Genomic DNA, 18,762 nt, shown 5'->3' on the forward strand with positions numbered 1-18,762 from the left:
CCTTTCGGCAATAAAAAACCGCCTCAGAGGCGGTGTGATTAGTCAGCTTAAAGCTTATGAGCCTCTCGCCAAAAGTCATCTTTCTGCTCAACAGACCATTGCATAGCCTGACGGACAATCTCGGCGAGTGGATGAGTTCGGTTGAAAGTCGACGCGCCTATGACGAGCATCTGGGCGTTGAATTGATCATCTTCTGTCAGTAGCTGATCGATGATCACTTGCAAAGGATCGGGTATTGTCCCGTTCTGTAAAGCGGCCAGCGCTTCCGCTTTTGTGATGATCTCCATTACGGCCAATTGCTGGAAGAATTGGCGGCGGCTGATTTCATCCGGTATTAGCTCAATAACAGGCGGCGCAACGTAAGGCTCAATCACATTACCTTCAGCTTCCCACTCGGCAAGCATGACGCGGTGTCGATTACTCATATCATCCGGCACTACCATCACCTGCCCATCGATAACAGCGATAATTGAGCCTTGTTCTGTGTACTTTGCACTTTCGATCATACTGGAAACTCCGCGTCTAAAGTTATAGGCTGTGCATCCACGTAAGTAAGCCCTGCGTTCGATGCAACAACTTCAAATTTTAAGTTTAATTTAGTCACTGTATATAAATGCGAACTTTGAATATTGAGTACGTTAGCGGGGTCAATTCCAAGTTTAATTGCAGTGGGGGTTTGTCTCATGCTGACGGGAAAACTTACCAATGTAGTTGATGACTTTTGGGGGGCGTCAGCGTGAAATGTTATGGATGCGTATGTCTTAGAAAAGTATCTAAAGCACAGCGCCTCCTCTTGCTGAATATGACGCAGTGAAAACGGATCGGCCTCAGCAGTAGCGTCGCCTTCTACGAGGGAGACGTGAGCAATATCATATGCGATACCCGCGTGGCGCGGAGAAAACTGTATGGCCACATGCAAATTGCTATCTTCGCCTATCTCTTTACCGACAATGCTAGGTAGATCACTTGCAGTTGATACTTTCTGAAACGCCTCTGAAACTGTTACAGCGTTCGCGAAGATTGTTGGCACTGTGGCACTACCACCAACACCAAACCGCTGTGCAGTGTATATTGTGAAATCGACAGGTGTTCCGCTTGGGCTACCTAAAAGGGCGGTAAATGTGGCAGTTTTCCCTGCAAGGGTAGCTACACCCTCGATAGCTTGCAGTACGTAGACCTCACCCGTTGTGGGTGCCGTGACGAACGACAAACGCATAAAATATCCCGGACTGCCTTGATCAAAGTATGGCCCTACCATTTCAACTAAAAGAGGCTGGTTTGTGCTGTTGACAACCCCCCATCGATCAGCGGTATACGACCTGCCACCGGCCGGTACCGTGAATGAATTGCCACGCTGCCAAACGGTGAAATCGCCATTAATGATCTTATTGCGGAAACCAGAAAGAAGATCGGCGCCAATGTTCGCGCGAGCCTGCCCTTGTTCTTCTGGAGTGTGAGCCTGCACTGCATCGACACGGACGGCCTTATCAGTCAGAGCGGCTTCGATCTTCTGGCTGACCTCCTCCTTTGTGTCGAAGTCGATGAGATCAGAAGTATTGGCCTTTTCATCCAGCACTTCCTGCAAACCTGTGACAGACCCAAGTGCAACCTTCTCTGCTTCTTTAGCAATTAGAACTTTACCCGTGCCGTCAGGATCGTAAACAGCCTGTAACATGTCGCCGATACCAGTTGGCTTAATCCACAAGCCGCCACGAGTTAGAACGGCATCAGGATCAGCCGATCCCGCAGCTAAAATATCTGTTGTCGTAATGGTGTCTTTTAATGCTAGAGCGCCAAGGTCTGATGACTGCGCTGCGCCATCGGCCAACACTCCCTGATCAGCAGTGGCAAAATCTTCAATACTACGGCTAGCGGCTGTTCCAAGATCAATCGCATTAGCTTTGAGGATTAGTGCTGCTTGTGTAGCTGACGAAATCGGCTTATCGGCATCGCTTGTATTTTCGACATTCCCAAGACCAATATCCGCCTTGGCAAGAGTAATTGTTTTGCCAGCTTTCCCATTGACTGATTGAACCGCTGTAGTTGCGGCTTCGCCCTGCTCGGAAGTTGCAAAATAAGAAACGTCTTTGGAGGCAGCTGAGCCAAGAGAAGCTGGGGTCGCTGCCACATCAGTTCGTACGCCTGCTTCAACTTCTGACTTAGTCGCTGATGGAATTTCAAATGAATGCGTATGATAAGGGACTGCCATTTTACCCCTCCGTTGACGGGTTAGCCGCAGCCAGCAATTCAGCAAGCGACACATGAATAAGCTTGCCATTTGCGTAGATGACGACGCGAATTTTTGATTTATCTTTAATGCTGCCTATCGCAGCTGGGAGGATTGCTTGGGTCATCAGAATTTAATCACCATATAGACAGTGTTGTTAACCGGCCTTGCCTCACTTCCACCTTCAGAATTTGTATGCCCACTAACTCGGTGCTTATGCCGACCAGTAGTGTTGGTTGACAGTACGCCAGAGCCTCCCTTCCCAGCAGGTCTCATACCGCCATGATTTAACTCAGTCGCGGGACCAGGGTATGTATGGTAATGATCTCCATCAAAATCGGTTTCCCCTGAAAACGGGTGAAGGTGAGCTTTGTTTTGATCGCCTTGCTGTGCCCCGAATACACGACCGCTATCAAGACCTCGCCCGTCATCCCAGCCGCGCATGAAAACACCACGCCAATCAGGAATTTGAAACGTCGTTGCGCCATCTCCAGCCCCGAAACGGGTTCCAATGACATTAAACAGTGCAGAATAAACCGTCCGCGAAACTGCCCTCCCATCGCAGTACAGGTATCCGGGCAAGTCGATGGGGGCGGCCATGATTTCATATGAACCAACCGGCTTCAGAGACAATGTAGGGTTTAGCAGTAACCAGCCACCTGCATTCCCATCCAGTACGGATGAATAGACCACTTCATAAATGCCGTTAGCGGTAATGTTACCTGATGCTAGTTGTGTGATGCCGGTATTTGCCGACACGCGGAATATCGGCTTTGATCCTATTGAGTTAACATTGAGTGTGGCCGTACCAGTGTTTGTGTTAGCTGCTCTGAAAGCAACCCGAATACCATCCATATAAGAATTAAACGGGCTTTTCGCAGCAAAGGTGATCACGTTTGCTGTTCCGGCTGTCGTTGTCACCCCACCAAGATCAGACAGTAATTCCCTCATACGCTGCATCATGGAACGTGCCGAATTGTTAACGGTAGAGGGTGGCTGTCCTTCTTGCCAGTTAATGTTGTCGTCTGAGTTGGCGTTGGATGCCGCCATGAGTGACCAGTCATAAATACTAGACATCAGCCAGCCTGCCTTCCTTGATTGAGAAGCTGCATGACATAACCAGCCAGCGCATTTCCTGAATTATTGCCGTATTGAGGCTGTCCGCTCTGATCTGCGGCTGAGGGCATACCGCCGCCCTGACCGCCTCCAAAAGCTTTTTGCAGACCTTGAAGGCTATTACCAAAATCAGTCAGTCCATTAATTGCTCCACTTGCCAATCCGCTAGACAAGCCATTTGTGGCAGCACCAGATGCCGCACCTCCGAGCATCCCGAGGCCGATATTAGCCATTCGACACCTTCTTTCCTAAAAGTGATTGAACATAGTTCGCCAAAGCTGTTGCTTGCTGTGATGATGGGCCTTGCACTGGCGCCAACTGCATTGCAGGAGTTTGCGGAATTTGCTGCTGCCCACCGCCTGCTGCCATGGAGCCAAACATTTGGCCTGCGCCGTCGAGATAATTGCCGTTTTTGATCTGATCGACCCCGCCTATAAATGATGGCGGTTGCCGTGTGGGTGTGGCAGCGAACGCACTCATGATGCCGGCGGATTGCGGCTCTCCAACCGTAAGTGAGCTTTCCGTTGGTTTAGCAGGAGTTCCGTTTTGCTGTGATGATGACTGCGCAGCAACTTGCGAACCTGCACCGCCATATGCCTCAGTGAGCCAACTTGGCGCGTTCTTGCCAGAACCGCCCGCCCCCCAAACTCCGGGTGTCCCAAAGCCAACATGCATTGATCCGGGCTGCATATAGCCTTGCCCTGCCCCAAACCCAGTAATTCCTGCTTGCTTACCTTGTCGGACAATATCTTGAAATATTGGCAAGTCATTCGGGTTAGCCCAATCAAGTCGGCGCCCGTCTTTGTAGAAAAAAACATCCGCCGCGTTGCCGTGGTCATGACGGACTGAACCTACACGAGAGCCACCTGAGCCTTTTGCAGGCTGGCCACCTGAAAAGACCTCCATCGATACACCCATTTGAGGTAAGAACCCGCCGAAAGCAGTTTGCAGTTGCGGGCTTAACGGGAGATTGCGTGTTGCGCCTTGGTTGGCATACCGCAACCACGCTGGGGTTTGCACCATTGCTTTCTCCATAAAAAAAGCCCCGCAAAAGCGAAGCTGTGATATTCAACTGCTAACTAAATTTTTAGTATCGAACCGTCAGCGTCCCAGTGACATTGAAGCTTTGTCCTCCGAAGCTATGAGAATGAGAGCCACCCAATGCTCTGCCGTTGACTAGGGAAGGTCTGTTCGAAAGGTATCTATAAAATGCCTCTGCTCGCTCTACAACTTTTTCAGAATTTCCCTGATAATCTTTGAGGGCTAAGCGGAGGCATTCAAGTCTTAATTCTTCTGGTGTCATCTTCCATTCCTTTCAGGATTGAGTATTGTTGTGTGCTAAATTGTGATTGCTTCGGGGGAGCCAATGAAGGCTATCAGGACACATTTACTTAAGGCTGCCCTACCAGCTGTAATAACGCTGAGCCTACCTACAACAGGGCATGCGCAGTCATTGTGTCAACAAATCTCTGGCGCCAACATTGTTGCGCAAGACGGCACTTTCTTAGGCAATGTTTCGTCGCAATTTGATTCAAAATCCGTACTTAACGAATTTGGTACACACGGCAGTGAATTTTCAGGGCAAAGTATTTGGAATGAGTTTGGCTCTTACGGTGGAAAATTTTCTGATAAATCACCATTCAATGAGTTCAGTAGCACCCCTCCAATGATAATAAAAAATGGCCGTGTTATTGGTTATCTATCCGTTCAAAGAGCATCGAACACGCTAAATCCTTATATACTTAAGACATGCAAGGATGAAATATTCTGAAAGATAAACCGCCCCCCAACCAAGGCTGACGAATGAACCAAATCGACCACGACCCTAAAACCATCGAACACATTCCCAACGAAAAGCGCCAACCAAAATGGATTTGGAAGGCGGGATGGGCGCTTGTTGCTTTGTTTTGGATACTTTTCTTAATAGACGGGATAAACTGGCCGCAAATAATGCTCGGCGTTGGGACGGGTTGCTTTTTAGTTAGCTGGGTTGCTGATACAGCAGGGCTTAACGTCCCTGCCTCATGGCGTAGCAAGGCGCCCCGCCATTAAGCCTCCCTGTGCATTAAATAGTGCGTTCAATAATGTTCGGCTTTCTGCTGTCATTGGGCTTCTGGCAATCTGATTTGCTAAATAACGCTGCGCTGTATCTGACATGAGTATTTTACCAGCGACCTTAGGCACTGCTGCACCTGCAGCCGCTCCGGCTAAACCAGTCATAACATCGCCCGTCGCACCACCAGCAATAGCCCCCATCCCAGCAGGAAGGCTCATAAGCCCGCGCGTAGCAAGGCGCGATGCAGTTCCGCTGTCTGGCAGAGGTGTCATCGCAGCCTGACCGGCTTTAGCCAGTTGCGAGAAGTCAGTATTACCTAGCACATAAGCATCACCGTTGCCTGAAGATGCAGCCATCCTAAGTCGAGCAGGCGAGATAATACCAAGTGCAGCTTCTTCGCCGCCGCCCTTAGCGGCCTTCATCAGAACTTTCGAATTACCGTACTGTCGTCGCAGCTCTTTCCAAACGCCAGCATCAACTCCCGAAACCGAACGTTCCATGGCGCTATCCAAAGCATTACGAATGCCGCGATATGCGTCTGCAAGTTCATTATCAGAGCCACGAGCGTTAAAAGCTCTTTTAGTCAAGCGTGATCGAATTGATTGATACTCGGACCCGCTCATCATACCGCCACCGGCCTTGATGCGCTCCCCAACATCCTGAACAACACCCCCTAAAATCTGCTTTTGTTCCGATGGTAGAACTTTGTTGTATTCTTGAAGTGTTCCGAGCATATCACGCAACAAATCACCATCAGCGGTCATATTGTTTCGCTTCGATATCCCTTCAAAGCCTTTAGATAACCTGCTTTGCAGGGCACGTAAACTATCTTCGTCGGCCAGACCACTACCACCAGCACGGCGCATTGCTGCGTCTGTAAAAGCGCGCCCTTGCTCTGCCATAATATCAGCAGTTCTGCCGCCCCCAAGTTCGCTTTCAGCATATCGAAGACCGCGACTGCCGGTCTTCTGACCTGCGGTTAGCGGGATGCCTTCACCTTCTAAAAAGTGAGCTGCGGCTGTACGCTCTGGGGAGGCTGCAAAAGGGCTACGGACTTTCTGAAACGCTTTAGAAGCGCCATGAATAGCATACGGGGTTGCAAAACCCACTCCAAAGCCAAGCACCCCAGCATCTCTTGCCCCCTGTAGCCTGCCCTCTCCCCCTTCCCCCGCGCCAAATCCATAACCAGCTCCGAGAGCAGCACCTTCTGCACCCGATGCGAGCGCAACCGCTGGCAACCGCGCACCTGAATTAATCGCAGCATTAGTTGCTGACAATCCACCCTTAGCCAGACCAATGCCAGTACCAATTGCGCCACCAACCTGACCACCATAATACGCGACAGGATGTTCTTCTGATGCTCTGCGTTCCGCTTCACGCATTCGTGCAAGGTTGTAATCGTAATTACCGCCAAATGGGATTGTCAGGCCTGCCGCCGCTTCATCCAAAAGGTTAAAGCCAGCGCCCTGACCAATACCAAGGCCAAGCGCGTTAGCACCGCCCTGCGGGATATTCGGATTTGCGGGGCTTCGCATATCCTCCATCTGGCCGGTGGCCGGATTAAGCACCATGCCCTCCGGCACTTGCCCATATGTCCCGTCACGATTGGCTTGTGGCTGCACTTTCTGCGCTGCATCTGGAAACTTTGACGCGATCATATCTCGGATTTGTTCGCGTGGCATATCATCCGGAAACCGCACTTGCGTTCCGTCTGGCATCTTAACAATTGGCATAATAGACCCCTGATTGAGAATCGGGTTGAGTTTGCGCGTATTAATTTAATGGGGGAGCCAAAATGGCATCATTTATCGTCAGTTATGACTTACGAAAACATGGTAGAGATTACCAAGCTTTGTATAGCAGGCTAGAGGAGTGGAAAGCGATCCGTATCCTAGAATCTGTATGGCTTATTAAGTGGAACACAACCGCCTCTAAAATTAGAGATGATCTAAAAGAGAAGATCGATTCTAATGATGCATTATTCGTCGCAAAACTTACCGGTGAGGCTGCGTGGCAGGGCAAGCTCCTGTCTTCGAATGACGCTGTAAAAGCTCAACTGAAGAATTAGTATCGCAACTAGCCCCTTGCAATGATTGGCGAAGGGCGACTGTAATACCCTCTATGTGTAATTCAGGATTTGCAGATCGTATATTAATGATGTCGCTTCCGATACGGATCGCTTGACCGTCAGCTGTATCAACAATCTTTGCGAAGCGACATTCTTCGATAAATCGTTCTACTTCTTTTGAAGTCATATCTGCCTCACTGTTTGAAATAATCGGAGAAATCTACGGTGTTCGAGGCTGGTGACGCGCCAGAGCCTGAAGGAAGGTTTTTCCTTGCCCGTTCCATGCCCTGTTTTACAATTTTCTCATAATCTGCAAGGGCATCAAGGAAACCTTGCTCTGACATAGCAGTATTCATTCGAGTTACAGCGGCGGTTGCTGCTGCGCCTTCGTTATTTGAGAGCGCACCAAGCCCCTTCATCTGCTGAATTGCTGTCAGGAACGCCCCTGATTTTGCCTGCTCAACTTTTTGAGCAAAGTCATAACCGCCAGTGCCCCAGACATTATTCAAAACTGCTGACGCACCTGTGCCGCGCTCCCGATATGGATCATTTCGAATATTATCAATCAGATCGAGCGCATTCTGAGCAGTCGTAAAATCCCCCTCCGCAGAGGTCTCCCGCTCACCGGATGCTTTACCAAGCACTTTCTCACGTTCAGCATTTGCAAGGTTTTTCGGAACGGAACCGATAATCTGACCAGAGCGCTTGTCTTTGATAGCGAAGCTATCGCCCAGATCAATTTGCTCAGTACCGGATGAAATATCAAACTCTCCAGTATCAACCTTCTTGAATGACCCATCCTTACCAAGAACACCAAGCACAGGATTACCCTGAGCATCCTGCCCCCAGATCGGATTTAAACCATACTCTGTTGCAGATGCCCCACCGCCCTGCGCTTTAAGTCGTGCAGCCTCAACCTCATATCCTAGCTTCTGCAGCTCAAGAGCTGTTTTAGGATCTACTCCTTTACGGAGATTTTCCAGAACCTGAACAACAGCCTGAGGATTACGGGAAAGGATTTGCGCTTCCCCCTCAGGTATACCCCGCTGGGTCAAATAGTTCACCGTCTGGTTTTCCTGCTTCTTCTCCTGCACCGCTCCTAAGCCGCCACCAATGGCTGAAAGTACACCATTACCCCGCCCAAGCCCTTGGAGAAATGCTGCTATCTGCTGCATGCCGCCGTCAGGCTGGCTACTTTTCTGCGTGGTTGTGACCTGCTGTTGTGGCACCTGCAAATGACGAAGCGAAGCCAGATAGTCATGCTGTGTGATCGGTGCGCGGTTTGCGTCAGGCGCAGGTGGAAAATAATTCAAATCACCCGGCGACACTTGCATATTCTGCTGTGCAGGCTGCACGCCACCGGTGACCATGGGATCAATTAGCGGTGCCTGCTCAGGCATAGGGGACAACATATTTTGCGGCATGAGTGGCATTTGCGCTGTAAGCATATTTGGTAAGCCATTATAACGATAATCAAACATCACAATGCCTCCATATCAAAGCCGAGTTTTGAATAGTCCACGCGGTATAAGCCATCATGACCAAGACTGACGGCATCCGGTCTTGTATCAAGCAAATCCTGAGCCATCACGCCACGATAGCGCTGCGGATGCCCGACATAGTTCCACTCATAAAGCTTGAAGCCGTCTCGCTCGCCAACAGAGACTATGTTCTCTTTAGTGCGGATATCAGACAAGAGATTGAAGCCCTTAGAGCTGCTTTTCTGACTGCCCGATGTTGTGCCATAGTTGCCAGCTGCACCTGCTGCAGCTGATTGAAGAAGACCAAGGCGCGTCCAGCCCTGATTATCAGTTTCAGACCATTTATCACGTTCAGCATCCATCTTGGCCTGCGCATTGTGATCCAGCACCTGCCCACCTGCAAGCTGATTACCTGCAGTATTGGAATAGCCCTGATATAGCGAGTTAAGGCCGGACAGCTTGTTCATATTAGCGCTATCAATCTGGTTATTTGCGCTCATCATGTTGGAAACATCTTGATTGTACTGGTTCGCCATTGCATTTGTGGCAACCTGACCGAGCTGGTTAGCCATCACACCACTATGAGCGCCAGAACCATAACGACCCGCGCCCGACATGCTGGAATTGATCGTGTTCGCGGTATTAATCAGGGTGTTTTGTAGGGCATCATTAAAAGCAGTATTGTTACCGATCATCGAGCCATTCGCCATATTGGCAAGGTTCGTTGCACTCGATGTGTCTCCAGTTGCAAGTCGATTGATCGTATCAGACTTATACATATTGGCCGCATTGCCAAGGCTGTTAACCGCACCAGTTGTTGTGTCGCTCAAATCACCTATGCGCTGCCCCTGATAAACATTACCGCCAGCCCCTGAATCATAGAGCTTTTTGGCGTCACCTGCCGATTGAGTGAACAATGGCTTTGCCCAGCTTGGCGGCTCTGATGTCTGGCTGCTGCTGCTTTTATTTTTACCGGAGCTCATGCTGTTAAGTCCTTTCCGAAGCGGAACACGAGTGGCTTGTATCCGTGCTTTGCCAGTTGCCGTTGCCAGCCAAACCGACCCATGGCATGAATTTCAGTAATGCCTTGCGACAGTGCGAACTTTTCAAGCTCAGTCACCAGATCGGCCAAATAAACACCGCCTTCGCCACCCAGATCACAGAGATGAAGGCGTTTTTTGTCTGTAAACTCAGAGATAAAAATTTCAGTTGTTACAAAGGCTTTAAACTTGTCGCTCTCATCAAGGATTAACCAAAGTTGGTTTTTACCGCTGATGATATCGGCCATAATACTCTTGACCGTTAAATCGTCAGGAAACTTCTCGCATAGCTTGGTCATGGCCGCAGTTAGGTCTCGGCCATATGTTGCGATCTGCTCAATGCTCCATTCCTGAGTGTTAATTATTTTTAGCGCCATCCTGCATCCTCGAATGTTGCATCAAAGCCTGTCAGGTGTGACCAATCTTCCCCAGCTGGAATGCGTATTCGAAAGCGATGGAAACGCGCCCTCGATCTTTTGTGAGCTAGTCCGGTATTATAAGATGGGCTGGTTTCAGCGAGCCATTTAACTGGTTCATACTGGTTACGCCTCATGCGAACACCGACGGACAGAAATAACTGGTCTGTGTCAACCAACGGATAAACGCGCCTTGTGCGCTGAATTCGCCCGTCTGTAGCGCATATCTCTTGCGAGACGAGTGTCGCCTCCATATTGCTGGCGGTAAACGAACCAAGGCGCATATCTTTGAATGCCCCGAGGATTGGAGCGCCACCCTGCCACGCTTTACTGTCAAGAGAGAATGGAAGCGTTTCGATGCTCATCGATATCGCGTCTAACCCGTCCAGCGTGTAGCCTGCGGTATAAAATGGCACTATGTCTGTTGCTGAGATTTCAACCAATGACCACTGCTGTACGCCCCAATCATAGATCAGCATTTCATTATAAACGCCCAATCCGTTGTAATCCATCGCCCAATAAACACGGGTGTAAAATGGGTCGATAACGGCAGACATGTCAGCCAGATTAGACGCGGCCATTTTAGTAAAAACGGTGCGATCAACCTTCTCATACCCAATCGGCAGCAATTCACCGCCGTTAGAGCTGATCTGGAAAAAACCGCCCTCATCTGCAAAGAACGCGTAAGCACCGCGGCAAGCAATCCCCCAAGGTGATTTTGCCCCGCGCTTATCTTGAGCTTTATGAAAAGTGAAAATGATATCGGATCCCGGAACAAATGTGCCGGCATAGATTGATGATTGAAGGAAGATTAGCGGGTTAGTGGCTTCTGTCGAACCCTGAACACGCCCACCGTCTGGAAAGTCCTGATAATCAGAACTATTTGAACCAACAGTCCAAAACTCACAATCATTAAGCCCCGACCATTGCACACGGTTTGGATTATCTGGCAACATCATTAGGCAAACAAAGTCGCCCCATACTTTTACCAATCCGGCGCGTGGCGGTGTGCCGCCAAGATCACGAAATGTCGCATCAACACCCAGCCGATAAACTTGAGGATCATCGTTCTGGTTGACTGCAATGACATACTCACCAAACAGCGCGAATGACCAAGGCGCATCATGAGACGCATGATAACCACCGGCGGTTTTGCTGATTTCATTCCATTCTAGTGTTGTATTATCCAGCAGATAGAGGCCAGTTGCCGTACCACCAAAAACATACACAGACTGATCCAGAGAGCGCACAGCAAAGACACCGAGCGGATTTTCTTGAAACTCCGCTGTTAGCGGGCTCCAATTCTTCATCGGAATATAGCCATTTGCAGATGGCAACACGTTCAAGACCTGATCGGTAAATGCTGCATTAATATCTGCAATATCTGGGCGGTACTCTGCTGCTGGGATAACCGTCATTAGAATGCAGTCCCAATAATAGTTCCACGACCATTACGGCGCGATGTTTCTGCAGAAAGCGCACTATCCTCCTCATTGTAATCATTGAGCGAGGCGGCAGCCAGCGGGGCATCTTTGAGGTAATCTTTATATAGCTGGTACTTCGCACGAGCTTTGATCAGGTCAAAAGCCTCAGTGAACCAAGCATTACTGTCCGTTGATGCTTGTATTTCATTCAGCCGGTACGCGCCAAGTTGCAACCGGATCGTGTGGCTTGCATCATTTGGTACAGGGTAAAGCCGCAAACGCTGGCCAAAATAAGTGAACATATATGGCTCACTGCCTGATACGCCATTATCAGAAATGCGCTCAATTTCTTCTGGCATTGCGCGGCGCAGTGTATGGCGTTGACCGGAGCCATCCTCGTAATAGGCAGCCACAATGCGTACAAGCGTATGGATATTCGGGTTGTCAGACTTATCATACCATTCACGGCCAGCGGCAGTTTTGAACGTCACATCACGCGTTTCATTGAAATAATAAATATTTCGCTCGCAAAACCGGATTGCTGAGAAAATACAATTCTGGATTTGCGGCTGATATTCACCTGTCGTATCGTCGATCTCGTCGGCAATAACCGTCATCATATCGTAAAATGTACGATCTTGCGCATCGAGAAGAGCGGGGATTGTGTTATTAGGACCGGATGTCGTTACGGAAATAGACATTACTTACCCTTGCGTTTTTTGCTGACTGGTTTACGCGGCTCAGCTTCTTCCGACTTTGGCTTTTCATCGCCAAAATCGACAAGTGTCCAATCTGTGTCATCCATGAGAATACCTTTCGGAAAGGGCGAGCCGAAGCCCGCCCCCGACCGATTAAGCAGGAGTTGCGTAGGTGGAGACGACAATCACGCCAAAATCGGAATTGTTGTTATTGAATACGGTTTTCTTCATGCCCAAAATTGTCTGAGCAGAAACACCAAGTTCGCGCTGATAATCGAAAGTCTCTTCAATTCGCTTGAATTTCTCCGGTGTATTTTTCATGCCGAATGCTGCAACCACAGACTGAGCACCAAGAAGAACGGCACGACGAACGGTCGGCACTTCTGCCCCGGCTTCTACGCCAGTTGTCACGTGCTCGCTCTCGCGCAAAATGACATTGTTGTACACACCGAGTGCGCCAGAGAAGATTGGATTATCACCACCGCGCTTTTCAGCCGCTTTCTGAATATCCAGCCATTGACCAGTTGATGTATTGGTGCGCATTGATGTGACCTGTGTCGGGTGCAGGTACATGACATAGTGGCTACCGCCGTTGATACGCACCGGACGGATTTTCGGGTTCGCAAGTTTTGCTCGCTCCACGGCCTTGTCAATCAGATCAAGCGTGAAACCATCTGCACTTGTCAGCGAAGCCTCATCCGTTGCACCGCCAGCAATAAGATGGCGCGTAGGTGCAGTAACGGTATTAAAGCCAGTATGCACCCCGCCAATTGTGATTGTTCGCCCTTCGAAGCCAATGGATGGAGCCGTATAACCGCACACATGAAGGAAGAACATCAAAGACATACGATCAGCGTACCAATCGACCAGACCGGCGTTTGCCTCTTCGCGCATATCAAAGAGAACGCGCTGTGCATCAATGGTCTGATCATTGCGAACACGAACAGCGTGCGCAAGCTCGTTGATCATGATGGCATCGTTATAGGTGCTGAGCGCTTCTTCATTCCCCTCAAGCATTGTGCCTTCAGAGACACCATCACCAATAAGCTGTGTGCGAAGGCCGAAAGTGACCTTATCGCCTTTGCCCTTCTGGGTTTCATCCTTGAGCTGGATGATCGAATTAGTACCAGTACTCATCAACGGAGCAATCGGGGTTGCTTTGGAAACTTCCTGAGCAAGCTTCTTAGCCCACAGCTTTACTGTTAGTGCATTATTAGAAGCAATTGTAGTTGTAGCCATTTTGGCTCTCCAGTGTAACGTTGAAAAATCAAAGGGATTTGTCGCGGTGACGCTGCGAGCGAAGCGAAGCCGACTTTAAACCCTCGGCGCGGGCTAATTGGCTGACGTGCAATCAAACGAAGGTCTGTTTTAAGTCCTGACCTAGACCGCTAAGGGTGACGCTATGCGCGACACCCATATTGGGTAATCATATCACTCACATGCCTTGGAGCATCTTTTCAAAACGCTTGGCGTTTGCAGGGCTCTGCACCCATGCATCGAATTCTGCAGCGGGCATATCGAGAATTGCTTGAGCTGAAAGAGGGTCAGCCATCGCATTGCCGTTTGTACCGGCAATTGTTTTTGATCCAGCCTGAGCCTGTATGATCTTATCGATTTTGTCGCCATCGGGTGCAGCCTCGGCAACCGTATAACCATAACCCTTAGCAATTTGGTAAACAGCCGCTGCAGGGTCTTGCCCTGCATTTTTAGCCTGCACAATTATCTGACGAAGCTCGGCGTTAATCTGAGCTACACGCGCTTGCGGGTCCGAAAAACTTGGGTCGACCGATGAGAATGCCTGCAATTGATTATCACGAAGCTGAGCAAGGAATCCGGTCGCCGCGTCGAAATCTGGGATAGCAGCTTTTGCCTGGTTAACACTGCTTTCCCATGTTGACCAGATGGCCTGCTCTTGCTGCTGATGTTGCGCAGCGTCCTGTCGCTGACGCTCTTCGGCGGCCATTTTTTCATTGAGCTGCTTGGTCTGGTCAGCTTGCCATTGCATATAAGCAATAATGTCTACCGCCGGATCAGGTGGCGCCTCTTCTTTTGGCTGCTCCTGCTGCGGCTTTCCGGTCGCAAGGAGAGTATTCCACCGGTCATTCAGAATAGCTTGGTTCCGCTGGATTTCCTCTAGTGCAGCCTTAGTTTTCTTATGCTCCTCACGCTCAGCATGTAAGGCACCATGAGGCACAAAGCGCCCCTTATCATCGCGCTCCTGCTGGTCTGACTGCTCTTGTGCTGGTTGAGATAAATCAGCGTCAGAGGGTTGTTCTGTAACGTCTGTACCAATTCCAGCTTCCAGCGTGCTCTCGTCGCCACCTGATGCGAAATAAGCTTCTTCGGCAGCTGTAAAGCCGCTTGTATTCTCGTCTGTCATTTTCCACCTATTTGCCCTTATCGTGGGCGCACGAAGCTAGTTGCGGACTAGCAGCCGAAACCGCTTGATAGCGGGATTATATATCGCCTCGCCGTGTGTTGGCGTTTTGCTGGCGAATAGATGTCTGTGCAGCTTGATTAGCGACACGAACCATCTCAATCTCAGCTTTTTGCTGCGCAGTCTCTAATTCAAGTTGCGCCTTTTGCTGATCAACAAAAAGGCTGACTGCATCTGTTTGCTGTTTGGTTGCTGCCGCCTGATGCTTAGCCTCAATATCCACCTGCTTGGCTTGCATGTTCATCTGATGCTTTTGCATTTCTGCCTGCATCTTGATTTCATCCGGACTTGGCTGCGGTGGCTGACTTGCCTCCGCCTCCTGCTGCTCTTTTAGCTTTTTCATCCACTGATCAATAAGAGTTGCCGGTAATGGTGTATATTTAGCAATCTCAAAGATCATGTCTGGCGTGATCATATCTTTAAGCAAAGGCAACATCTGTTGCAGGATGCCCCATGTTCGCTCTTTTTCGTTCGGAGAGTTCGGCGCGTCATCAATTATAATATCATACCGTACATCCGCGATATTGGAGCGCATAAGCGGCACATATTCAGATTTACTGTCTCCGACTATCCGGATTAAACGGCCATCAGCGAGGTAGTTTTGGATCAGGTGCAACAATATCTTGCCCTGACGCTTACGATAACGGCGAAGGCTATTGAATAAGGATGCAAGAAGATTGAGTGACGACTGGCGGCGCTGTGCTTCCAGCACTCCGGCCTGATCAACTTCACGTGTGCCAATAAACTCAGGAGACAGGCCTGTGACCTGATTGATCGCTTCCTTGGCCTCATTGAACAGCGCAAAGAAACCGGTTGGAAACTGCGCGGTCGGTTTTGGCTGAATACGGGATGTCCCACCATTTTTCGCCCAGGTGATACTGTCAGCCTTTGCCCAGCTCTCCTCGGCCTGTCGATCATCCTCGAACGCGCCGCGCTCTGCAATGATGCCGCCTTTTGACTGGCTATTGAGCAAGAACATAACCTGAGAGAAAAACTTATTTGCCCAACGTTGCGGGTCTTTTGTAGGACGCACAACACCATAAAATTGGCGTTTAATCTTATCACGGTAACCCGTAATGCACTCCCACCCGAACATTCCGCTTGGTACAAGTGGAGCATCAATATCGCCAATAATGCCGTTGCCGATAAAGGCTCGCCTCACAACCTTGCGCGATTGTTTGGCAACCTTGATGCCCGCTGCGCTTGCCTGTTTGGCCTGCTCTTTATCCAGCTCAAGCATCTGGCCTGATTGCGGGTCTTGTGCACGGTAATAATGCTCTGTTTCCAGCCAGCGAGCCTCAACAATCGTGCAAAGCTTATTGGGGTTCTCATCATAAGAACCGCCCTCGTAGGATGGCTCGTCATTGTCATGCGTGGCAGCAGTATTGCCAGATTTTGCCCATGCGGCATTTAAAACTTCTGGGTCGGCATCAGGAAATATCGCCATCCATTCAGAAAGCGGCTTTTCATCGACATAAAACAGGTGCTGCGCATCTTCAAGGTTAGGCTTTACTGCAGATGCGTCCCAAACAAATTTAAGCGGATCGAGACGGCGGACAACCGGAGCGCCATCCGGATCAAGTTCAAAATCAAGGCGCGTATCAGTCCAGCCCATACCGCAAATGACATTATCCTCAAACGCGTCACTGTCCTCATCTTCGGCGCCAGCTTCATCGCGAAACCATTCAGCAGCGTTCGTAAGGAGCTCATTGGCCTCAGCATCACCCATTTCACGAGGAATATACCGGACTTCACGGCGGTTGTTGATTTCCGCACCAATCACCGCATTAACCAAAGGAGCCACACGGTTGAATGTCATGATCGGACGCTTTTGCTCAGTCAAAGCGCTCTTATCAGCATCTGACCACTGTTCGCCATTGTAAAAGGCGTAATCCTCACGGGCTTGTTCACGCCAATCAATGACACGGGGTAAATCAGCTTTGTACCAATCCTTTAGCTTTTTCAGTAAGCTGTCTTTATCAAGGCGCGAGGTGTCGCTGACTGCGGTTTCTGCAACCGAAGCCTTAATATTTTCATCTACTGCCATTGATTATCCTGCCATCCAACTTGTGGAAGATGATGAGCGTCCGCCGTAGCGGCTTTGTCTGCTCTGAATTCGCGGTTGCTCGTAATGAATTGCCATCAGGCCAAAAGCATCGGCACTGTGTGACGCCCAATCATGGTTGGGGCCAAGCCCAATGCCACGCTTTTCATCTTTCTTCTCATGATACCAACCAAGTGCATCGAGTCCGCCCTCAGTAGTGGCTTCGTTGAACCAGATCGACGAAAATAGCCTGCGCACTGCTTCAATTCGCATTTTAGCAGCGCCCGCCCCTTGGTTCGGGATAACGTCCGTCTCAAATTCTGCATCTTGCAACGCAGTCTCAAAACTCACGTCATGCACTTTGTCTTTGGTTGAGCCGTCATGAGGTAAAACACAAAGAGCACTGCTATACCCACTGTCCCGTAGCCATTGCACATGGGTGGCCAGCGGCTGACCTTGAGCCTCATAATGATCTAATACGCGGACTTCGCGCCCAATAAATTGCACAATCCAAATAGCTGTCGCGTCAGCTTTTGCACCGGTGCCGCCAATATCCCAATAAGCCCGGAGCGCCATAAGCGGGTCTTTTGCAACCTTGCCAATCCTGCCCTCGATTTTGGCATCAGTTAAATGCTTGGCGAAATATGCACCATCAATAACTGTTGCATAATCACCATCCCATACATGCGGGTATTGTTCTGGACGCTCAGCTAAATCGCCCAACCTGTCACGCTCAAGCTTAGCGGGGAACTTCGGGTTATCACGCCAGTTAATCTCTGCGCCCTTTACTCGTGGGTTATCCGTAAAACGAAACCGTTTTTCCACGGCTGCATCTTTGCGCAGCGGGTTCCATGTTACCCAAAGCTCGGCATTCCAGCCTTCACCTTCTTCACGGAGTGTCGGGATCAGTGTGCGCCATGCCTCATCAGTGACTGGCTCCGCTTCATCCACCCAGCAAAGCAGCAAGCGGCCTTTCGATTTAATACTGGCGATATTCCGATCAAGCCCAGCAAATGCGAATGACACACGTCGGTCTTTTGATCTGACGTATTTTTCGCCGATCTCATAATAATCCTTGAGAAATGGCTCATCCTCAATCGCCCTTTTGATTTCCTCAAGCGAGCTATCTTCCAGAGAGTTCATGAACTGACGGGCGCACAGGATAATCCCACTGATGTCAGCCATGCCGAAGATATAACCGCGTACCACGGCCATTTTGGCAAATGAGCGTGTCTTACCTGAACCTCGCCCTCCCCAAGCTGCGCGTACGTCTGCATCACCAGAGAACACATCTATCAGCTTCGGGGGGAGTTCTATATTAACCGCTGTCATTGCCCTTTAGTGGTACGAGTTGAATTAATGTTGGTGGCGTCATACTGCCGTCGCTAGATGAAAGGTCTTGCTTATCCGCAAGGCCAAGCTCACGAGCGATGATGTTTGCATTGAGAAGATCAGCCGCAGCGCCTGCAAACTTCTGCTGATAAATCACAGCCTCGGCTCGCGATATGACTTCACTTAAATCGGGACGCCCATCACGCCAGACATTCCATTGCTTGATGGATACATCAATAAAAAAGCATAGCCCCATCAACGTCATGGCTCGCATTTTAGCAATCGGCTCATGCGTATTCACACCCTGAAACGATGTGACTTTATCCTCATACAGCGGATTATTATCTACCCAGTCAAAATACTCACAGCATGCAGACCATAAGTCTTCTGCATTCTCAAACTTAGGCTTTGCACCATGAGAGG

The 18,762-nt window shown here is 49.7% G+C and carries 21 protein-coding genes; 3 read left to right on the plus strand and 18 right to left on the minus strand.

Annotation, left to right across the window (positions count from 1 at the left end; all coding sequences use genetic code 11):
* Positions 1-47: 47 nt before the first annotated feature.
* The 7 genes from ABDZ76_RS15610 to ABDZ76_RS15640 all read right to left on the minus strand — a co-directional run bounded on the left by ABDZ76_RS15610 (position 48) and on the right by ABDZ76_RS15640 (position 4,646).
* Positions 48-506: a hypothetical protein gene (locus ABDZ76_RS15610; RefSeq protein WP_343807528.1), complete on the minus strand. Its 459-nt coding sequence runs from the start codon at positions 504-506 to the stop codon at positions 48-50.
* Positions 503-2,209, minus strand: a complete 1,707-nt coding sequence (locus tag ABDZ76_RS15615) for a hypothetical protein (protein WP_343807531.1) — start codon at positions 2,207-2,209, stop codon at positions 503-505. Before ABDZ76_RS15615 ends, ABDZ76_RS15610 begins: the two co-directional genes overlap by 4 nt.
* Before the next feature lies 1 nt (position 2,210).
* Positions 2,211-2,354, minus strand: coding sequence for a hypothetical protein (locus tag ABDZ76_RS15620; protein WP_343807535.1), 144 nt, complete (start codon positions 2,352-2,354; stop codon positions 2,211-2,213).
* A complete protein-coding gene (locus ABDZ76_RS15625) occupies positions 2,354-3,304 on the minus strand; it encodes a phage tail protein (protein ID WP_343807538.1) in 951 nt (316 codons plus the stop codon). Before ABDZ76_RS15625 ends, ABDZ76_RS15620 begins: the two co-directional genes overlap by 1 nt.
* Positions 3,304-3,576, minus strand: coding sequence for a hypothetical protein (locus tag ABDZ76_RS15630; RefSeq protein WP_343807541.1), 273 nt, complete (start codon positions 3,574-3,576; stop codon positions 3,304-3,306). Before ABDZ76_RS15630 ends, ABDZ76_RS15625 begins: the two co-directional genes overlap by 1 nt.
* Positions 3,569-4,366 carry a hypothetical protein gene (locus tag ABDZ76_RS15635; RefSeq protein ID WP_343807543.1) on the minus strand — a complete coding sequence of 266 codons (798 nt, stop codon included), beginning with the start codon at positions 4,364-4,366 and terminating at the stop codon, positions 3,569-3,571. The genes ABDZ76_RS15630 and ABDZ76_RS15635 overlap by 8 nt, the downstream gene beginning before the upstream one ends.
* A 64-nt stretch (positions 4,367-4,430) precedes the next feature.
* Complete coding sequence (locus ABDZ76_RS15640) at positions 4,431-4,646, minus strand: hypothetical protein (RefSeq protein WP_343807546.1); 216 nt, start codon at positions 4,644-4,646, stop codon at positions 4,431-4,433.
* Between the two features lie 63 nt (positions 4,647-4,709).
* Here ABDZ76_RS15640 and ABDZ76_RS15645 point away from each other — a divergent pair, with 63 nt between their 5' ends.
* A complete protein-coding gene (locus ABDZ76_RS15645; RefSeq protein ID WP_343807549.1) occupies positions 4,710-5,114 on the plus strand; it encodes a hypothetical protein in 405 nt (134 codons plus the stop codon).
* 32 nt (positions 5,115-5,146) lie between these two features.
* Positions 5,147-5,395, plus strand: a complete 249-nt coding sequence (locus tag ABDZ76_RS15650; protein WP_343807552.1) for a hypothetical protein — start codon at positions 5,147-5,149, stop codon at positions 5,393-5,395.
* Here the strand turns inward: ABDZ76_RS15650 and ABDZ76_RS15655 are convergent.
* A complete protein-coding gene (locus ABDZ76_RS15655; RefSeq protein ID WP_343807555.1) occupies positions 5,366-7,132 on the minus strand; it encodes a hypothetical protein in 1,767 nt (588 codons plus the stop codon). The genes ABDZ76_RS15650 and ABDZ76_RS15655 overlap by 30 nt on opposite strands.
* Before the next feature lie 62 nt (positions 7,133-7,194).
* Between ABDZ76_RS15655 and ABDZ76_RS15660 the strand changes: the two genes are divergently transcribed.
* Positions 7,195-7,467, plus strand: coding sequence for a CRISPR-associated protein Cas2 (locus ABDZ76_RS15660; protein WP_343807558.1), 273 nt, complete (start codon positions 7,195-7,197; stop codon positions 7,465-7,467).
* Between the two features lie 194 nt (positions 7,468-7,661).
* Here ABDZ76_RS15660 and ABDZ76_RS15665 read toward each other — a convergent pair whose 3' ends face one another.
* The 10 genes from ABDZ76_RS15665 to ABDZ76_RS15710 form a co-directional block, all read right to left on the minus strand.
* Entirely contained in the window at positions 7,662-8,948 is a 1,287-nt protein-coding gene (locus ABDZ76_RS15665) for a hypothetical protein (protein ID WP_343807561.1), read from the minus strand.
* The gene (locus ABDZ76_RS15670) at positions 8,948-9,931 is read right to left on the minus strand and encodes a tail fiber domain-containing protein (RefSeq protein ID WP_343807564.1); all 984 of its coding nucleotides are present in this window, start codon (positions 9,929-9,931) and stop codon (positions 8,948-8,950) included. The genes ABDZ76_RS15665 and ABDZ76_RS15670 overlap by 1 nt, the downstream gene beginning before the upstream one ends.
* On the minus strand, positions 9,928-10,365 hold the full coding sequence (locus ABDZ76_RS15675) for a hypothetical protein (protein WP_343807567.1): 438 nt from the start codon (positions 10,363-10,365) through the stop codon (positions 9,928-9,930). Before ABDZ76_RS15675 ends, ABDZ76_RS15670 begins: the two co-directional genes overlap by 4 nt.
* Positions 10,356-11,822: a hypothetical protein gene (locus ABDZ76_RS15680; RefSeq protein ID WP_343807570.1), complete on the minus strand. Its 1,467-nt coding sequence runs from the start codon at positions 11,820-11,822 to the stop codon at positions 10,356-10,358. The genes ABDZ76_RS15675 and ABDZ76_RS15680 overlap by 10 nt, the downstream gene beginning before the upstream one ends.
* Positions 11,822-12,529 carry a phage adaptor protein gene (locus ABDZ76_RS15685; protein ID WP_343807573.1) on the minus strand — a complete coding sequence of 236 codons (708 nt, stop codon included), beginning with the start codon at positions 12,527-12,529 and terminating at the stop codon, positions 11,822-11,824. The genes ABDZ76_RS15680 and ABDZ76_RS15685 overlap by 1 nt, the downstream gene beginning before the upstream one ends.
* A 150-nt stretch (positions 12,530-12,679) precedes the next feature.
* Positions 12,680-13,765, minus strand: a complete 1,086-nt coding sequence (locus ABDZ76_RS15690) for a N4-gp56 family major capsid protein (protein ID WP_343807576.1) — start codon at positions 13,763-13,765, stop codon at positions 12,680-12,682.
* 196 nt (positions 13,766-13,961) lie between these two features.
* Complete coding sequence (locus ABDZ76_RS15695) at positions 13,962-14,906, minus strand: hypothetical protein (protein WP_343807579.1); 945 nt, start codon at positions 14,904-14,906, stop codon at positions 13,962-13,964.
* Between the two features lie 76 nt (positions 14,907-14,982).
* Positions 14,983-17,010, minus strand: coding sequence for a portal protein (locus ABDZ76_RS15700; protein WP_343807582.1), 2,028 nt, complete (start codon positions 17,008-17,010; stop codon positions 14,983-14,985).
* A gap of 3 nt (positions 17,011-17,013) precedes the next feature.
* Entirely contained in the window at positions 17,014-18,339 is a 1,326-nt protein-coding gene (locus tag ABDZ76_RS15705; protein WP_343807585.1) for a phage terminase large subunit, read from the minus strand.
* Positions 18,326-18,762, minus strand: a 437-nt coding sequence (locus ABDZ76_RS15710) for a DNA-packaging protein (RefSeq protein ID WP_343807588.1), incomplete at its 5' end; no start/stop codon positions are given. The genes ABDZ76_RS15705 and ABDZ76_RS15710, both read right to left, overlap by 14 nt.

The organism is Paenochrobactrum glaciei (assembly GCF_039522165.1).
In the GTDB taxonomy this organism is placed as follows: Bacteria; Pseudomonadota; Alphaproteobacteria; order Rhizobiales; family Rhizobiaceae; genus Paenochrobactrum; species Paenochrobactrum glaciei.

What these genes read in the sequence shown, in the direction of transcription:
- ABDZ76_RS15610 (WP_343807528.1), bottom strand. Translation starts at nt 506, where the DNA reads ATGATCGAAAGTGCAAAGTACACAGAACAAGGCTCAATTATCGCTGTT.
- ABDZ76_RS15615 (WP_343807531.1), bottom strand. Translation starts at nt 2,209, where the DNA reads ATGGCAGTCCCTTATCATACGCATTCATTTGAAATTCCATCAGCGACT.
- ABDZ76_RS15620 (WP_343807535.1), bottom strand. Translation starts at nt 2,354, where the DNA reads ATGACCCAAGCAATCCTCCCAGCTGCGATAGGCAGCATTAAAGATAAA.
- ABDZ76_RS15625 (WP_343807538.1), bottom strand. Translation starts at nt 3,304, where the DNA reads ATGTCTAGTATTTATGACTGGTCACTCATGGCGGCATCCAACGCCAAC.
- ABDZ76_RS15630 (WP_343807541.1), bottom strand. Translation starts at nt 3,576, where the DNA reads ATGGCTAATATCGGCCTCGGGATGCTCGGAGGTGCGGCATCTGGTGCT.
- ABDZ76_RS15635 (WP_343807543.1), bottom strand. Translation starts at nt 4,366, where the DNA reads ATGGTGCAAACCCCAGCGTGGTTGCGGTATGCCAACCAAGGCGCAACA.
- ABDZ76_RS15640 (WP_343807546.1), bottom strand. Translation starts at nt 4,646, where the DNA reads ATGACACCAGAAGAATTAAGACTTGAATGCCTCCGCTTAGCCCTCAAA.
- ABDZ76_RS15645 (WP_343807549.1), top strand. Translation starts at nt 4,710, where the DNA reads ATGAAGGCTATCAGGACACATTTACTTAAGGCTGCCCTACCAGCTGTA.
- ABDZ76_RS15650 (WP_343807552.1), top strand. Translation starts at nt 5,147, where the DNA reads ATGAACCAAATCGACCACGACCCTAAAACCATCGAACACATTCCCAAC.
- ABDZ76_RS15655 (WP_343807555.1), bottom strand. Translation starts at nt 7,132, where the DNA reads ATGCCAATTGTTAAGATGCCAGACGGAACGCAAGTGCGGTTTCCGGAT.
- ABDZ76_RS15660 (WP_343807558.1), top strand. Translation starts at nt 7,195, where the DNA reads ATGGCATCATTTATCGTCAGTTATGACTTACGAAAACATGGTAGAGAT.
- ABDZ76_RS15665 (WP_343807561.1), bottom strand. Translation starts at nt 8,948, where the DNA reads ATGTTTGATTATCGTTATAATGGCTTACCAAATATGCTTACAGCGCAA.
- ABDZ76_RS15670 (WP_343807564.1), bottom strand. Translation starts at nt 9,931, where the DNA reads ATGAGCTCCGGTAAAAATAAAAGCAGCAGCAGCCAGACATCAGAGCCG.
- ABDZ76_RS15675 (WP_343807567.1), bottom strand. Translation starts at nt 10,365, where the DNA reads ATGGCGCTAAAAATAATTAACACTCAGGAATGGAGCATTGAGCAGATC.
- ABDZ76_RS15680 (WP_343807570.1), bottom strand. Translation starts at nt 11,822, where the DNA reads ATGACGGTTATCCCAGCAGCAGAGTACCGCCCAGATATTGCAGATATT.
- ABDZ76_RS15685 (WP_343807573.1), bottom strand. Translation starts at nt 12,529, where the DNA reads ATGTCTATTTCCGTAACGACATCCGGTCCTAATAACACAATCCCCGCT.
- ABDZ76_RS15690 (WP_343807576.1), bottom strand. Translation starts at nt 13,765, where the DNA reads ATGGCTACAACTACAATTGCTTCTAATAATGCACTAACAGTAAAGCTG.
- ABDZ76_RS15695 (WP_343807579.1), bottom strand. Translation starts at nt 14,906, where the DNA reads ATGACAGACGAGAATACAAGCGGCTTTACAGCTGCCGAAGAAGCTTAT.
- ABDZ76_RS15700 (WP_343807582.1), bottom strand. Translation starts at nt 17,010, where the DNA reads ATGGCAGTAGATGAAAATATTAAGGCTTCGGTTGCAGAAACCGCAGTC.
- ABDZ76_RS15705 (WP_343807585.1), bottom strand. Translation starts at nt 18,339, where the DNA reads ATGACAGCGGTTAATATAGAACTCCCCCCGAAGCTGATAGATGTGTTC.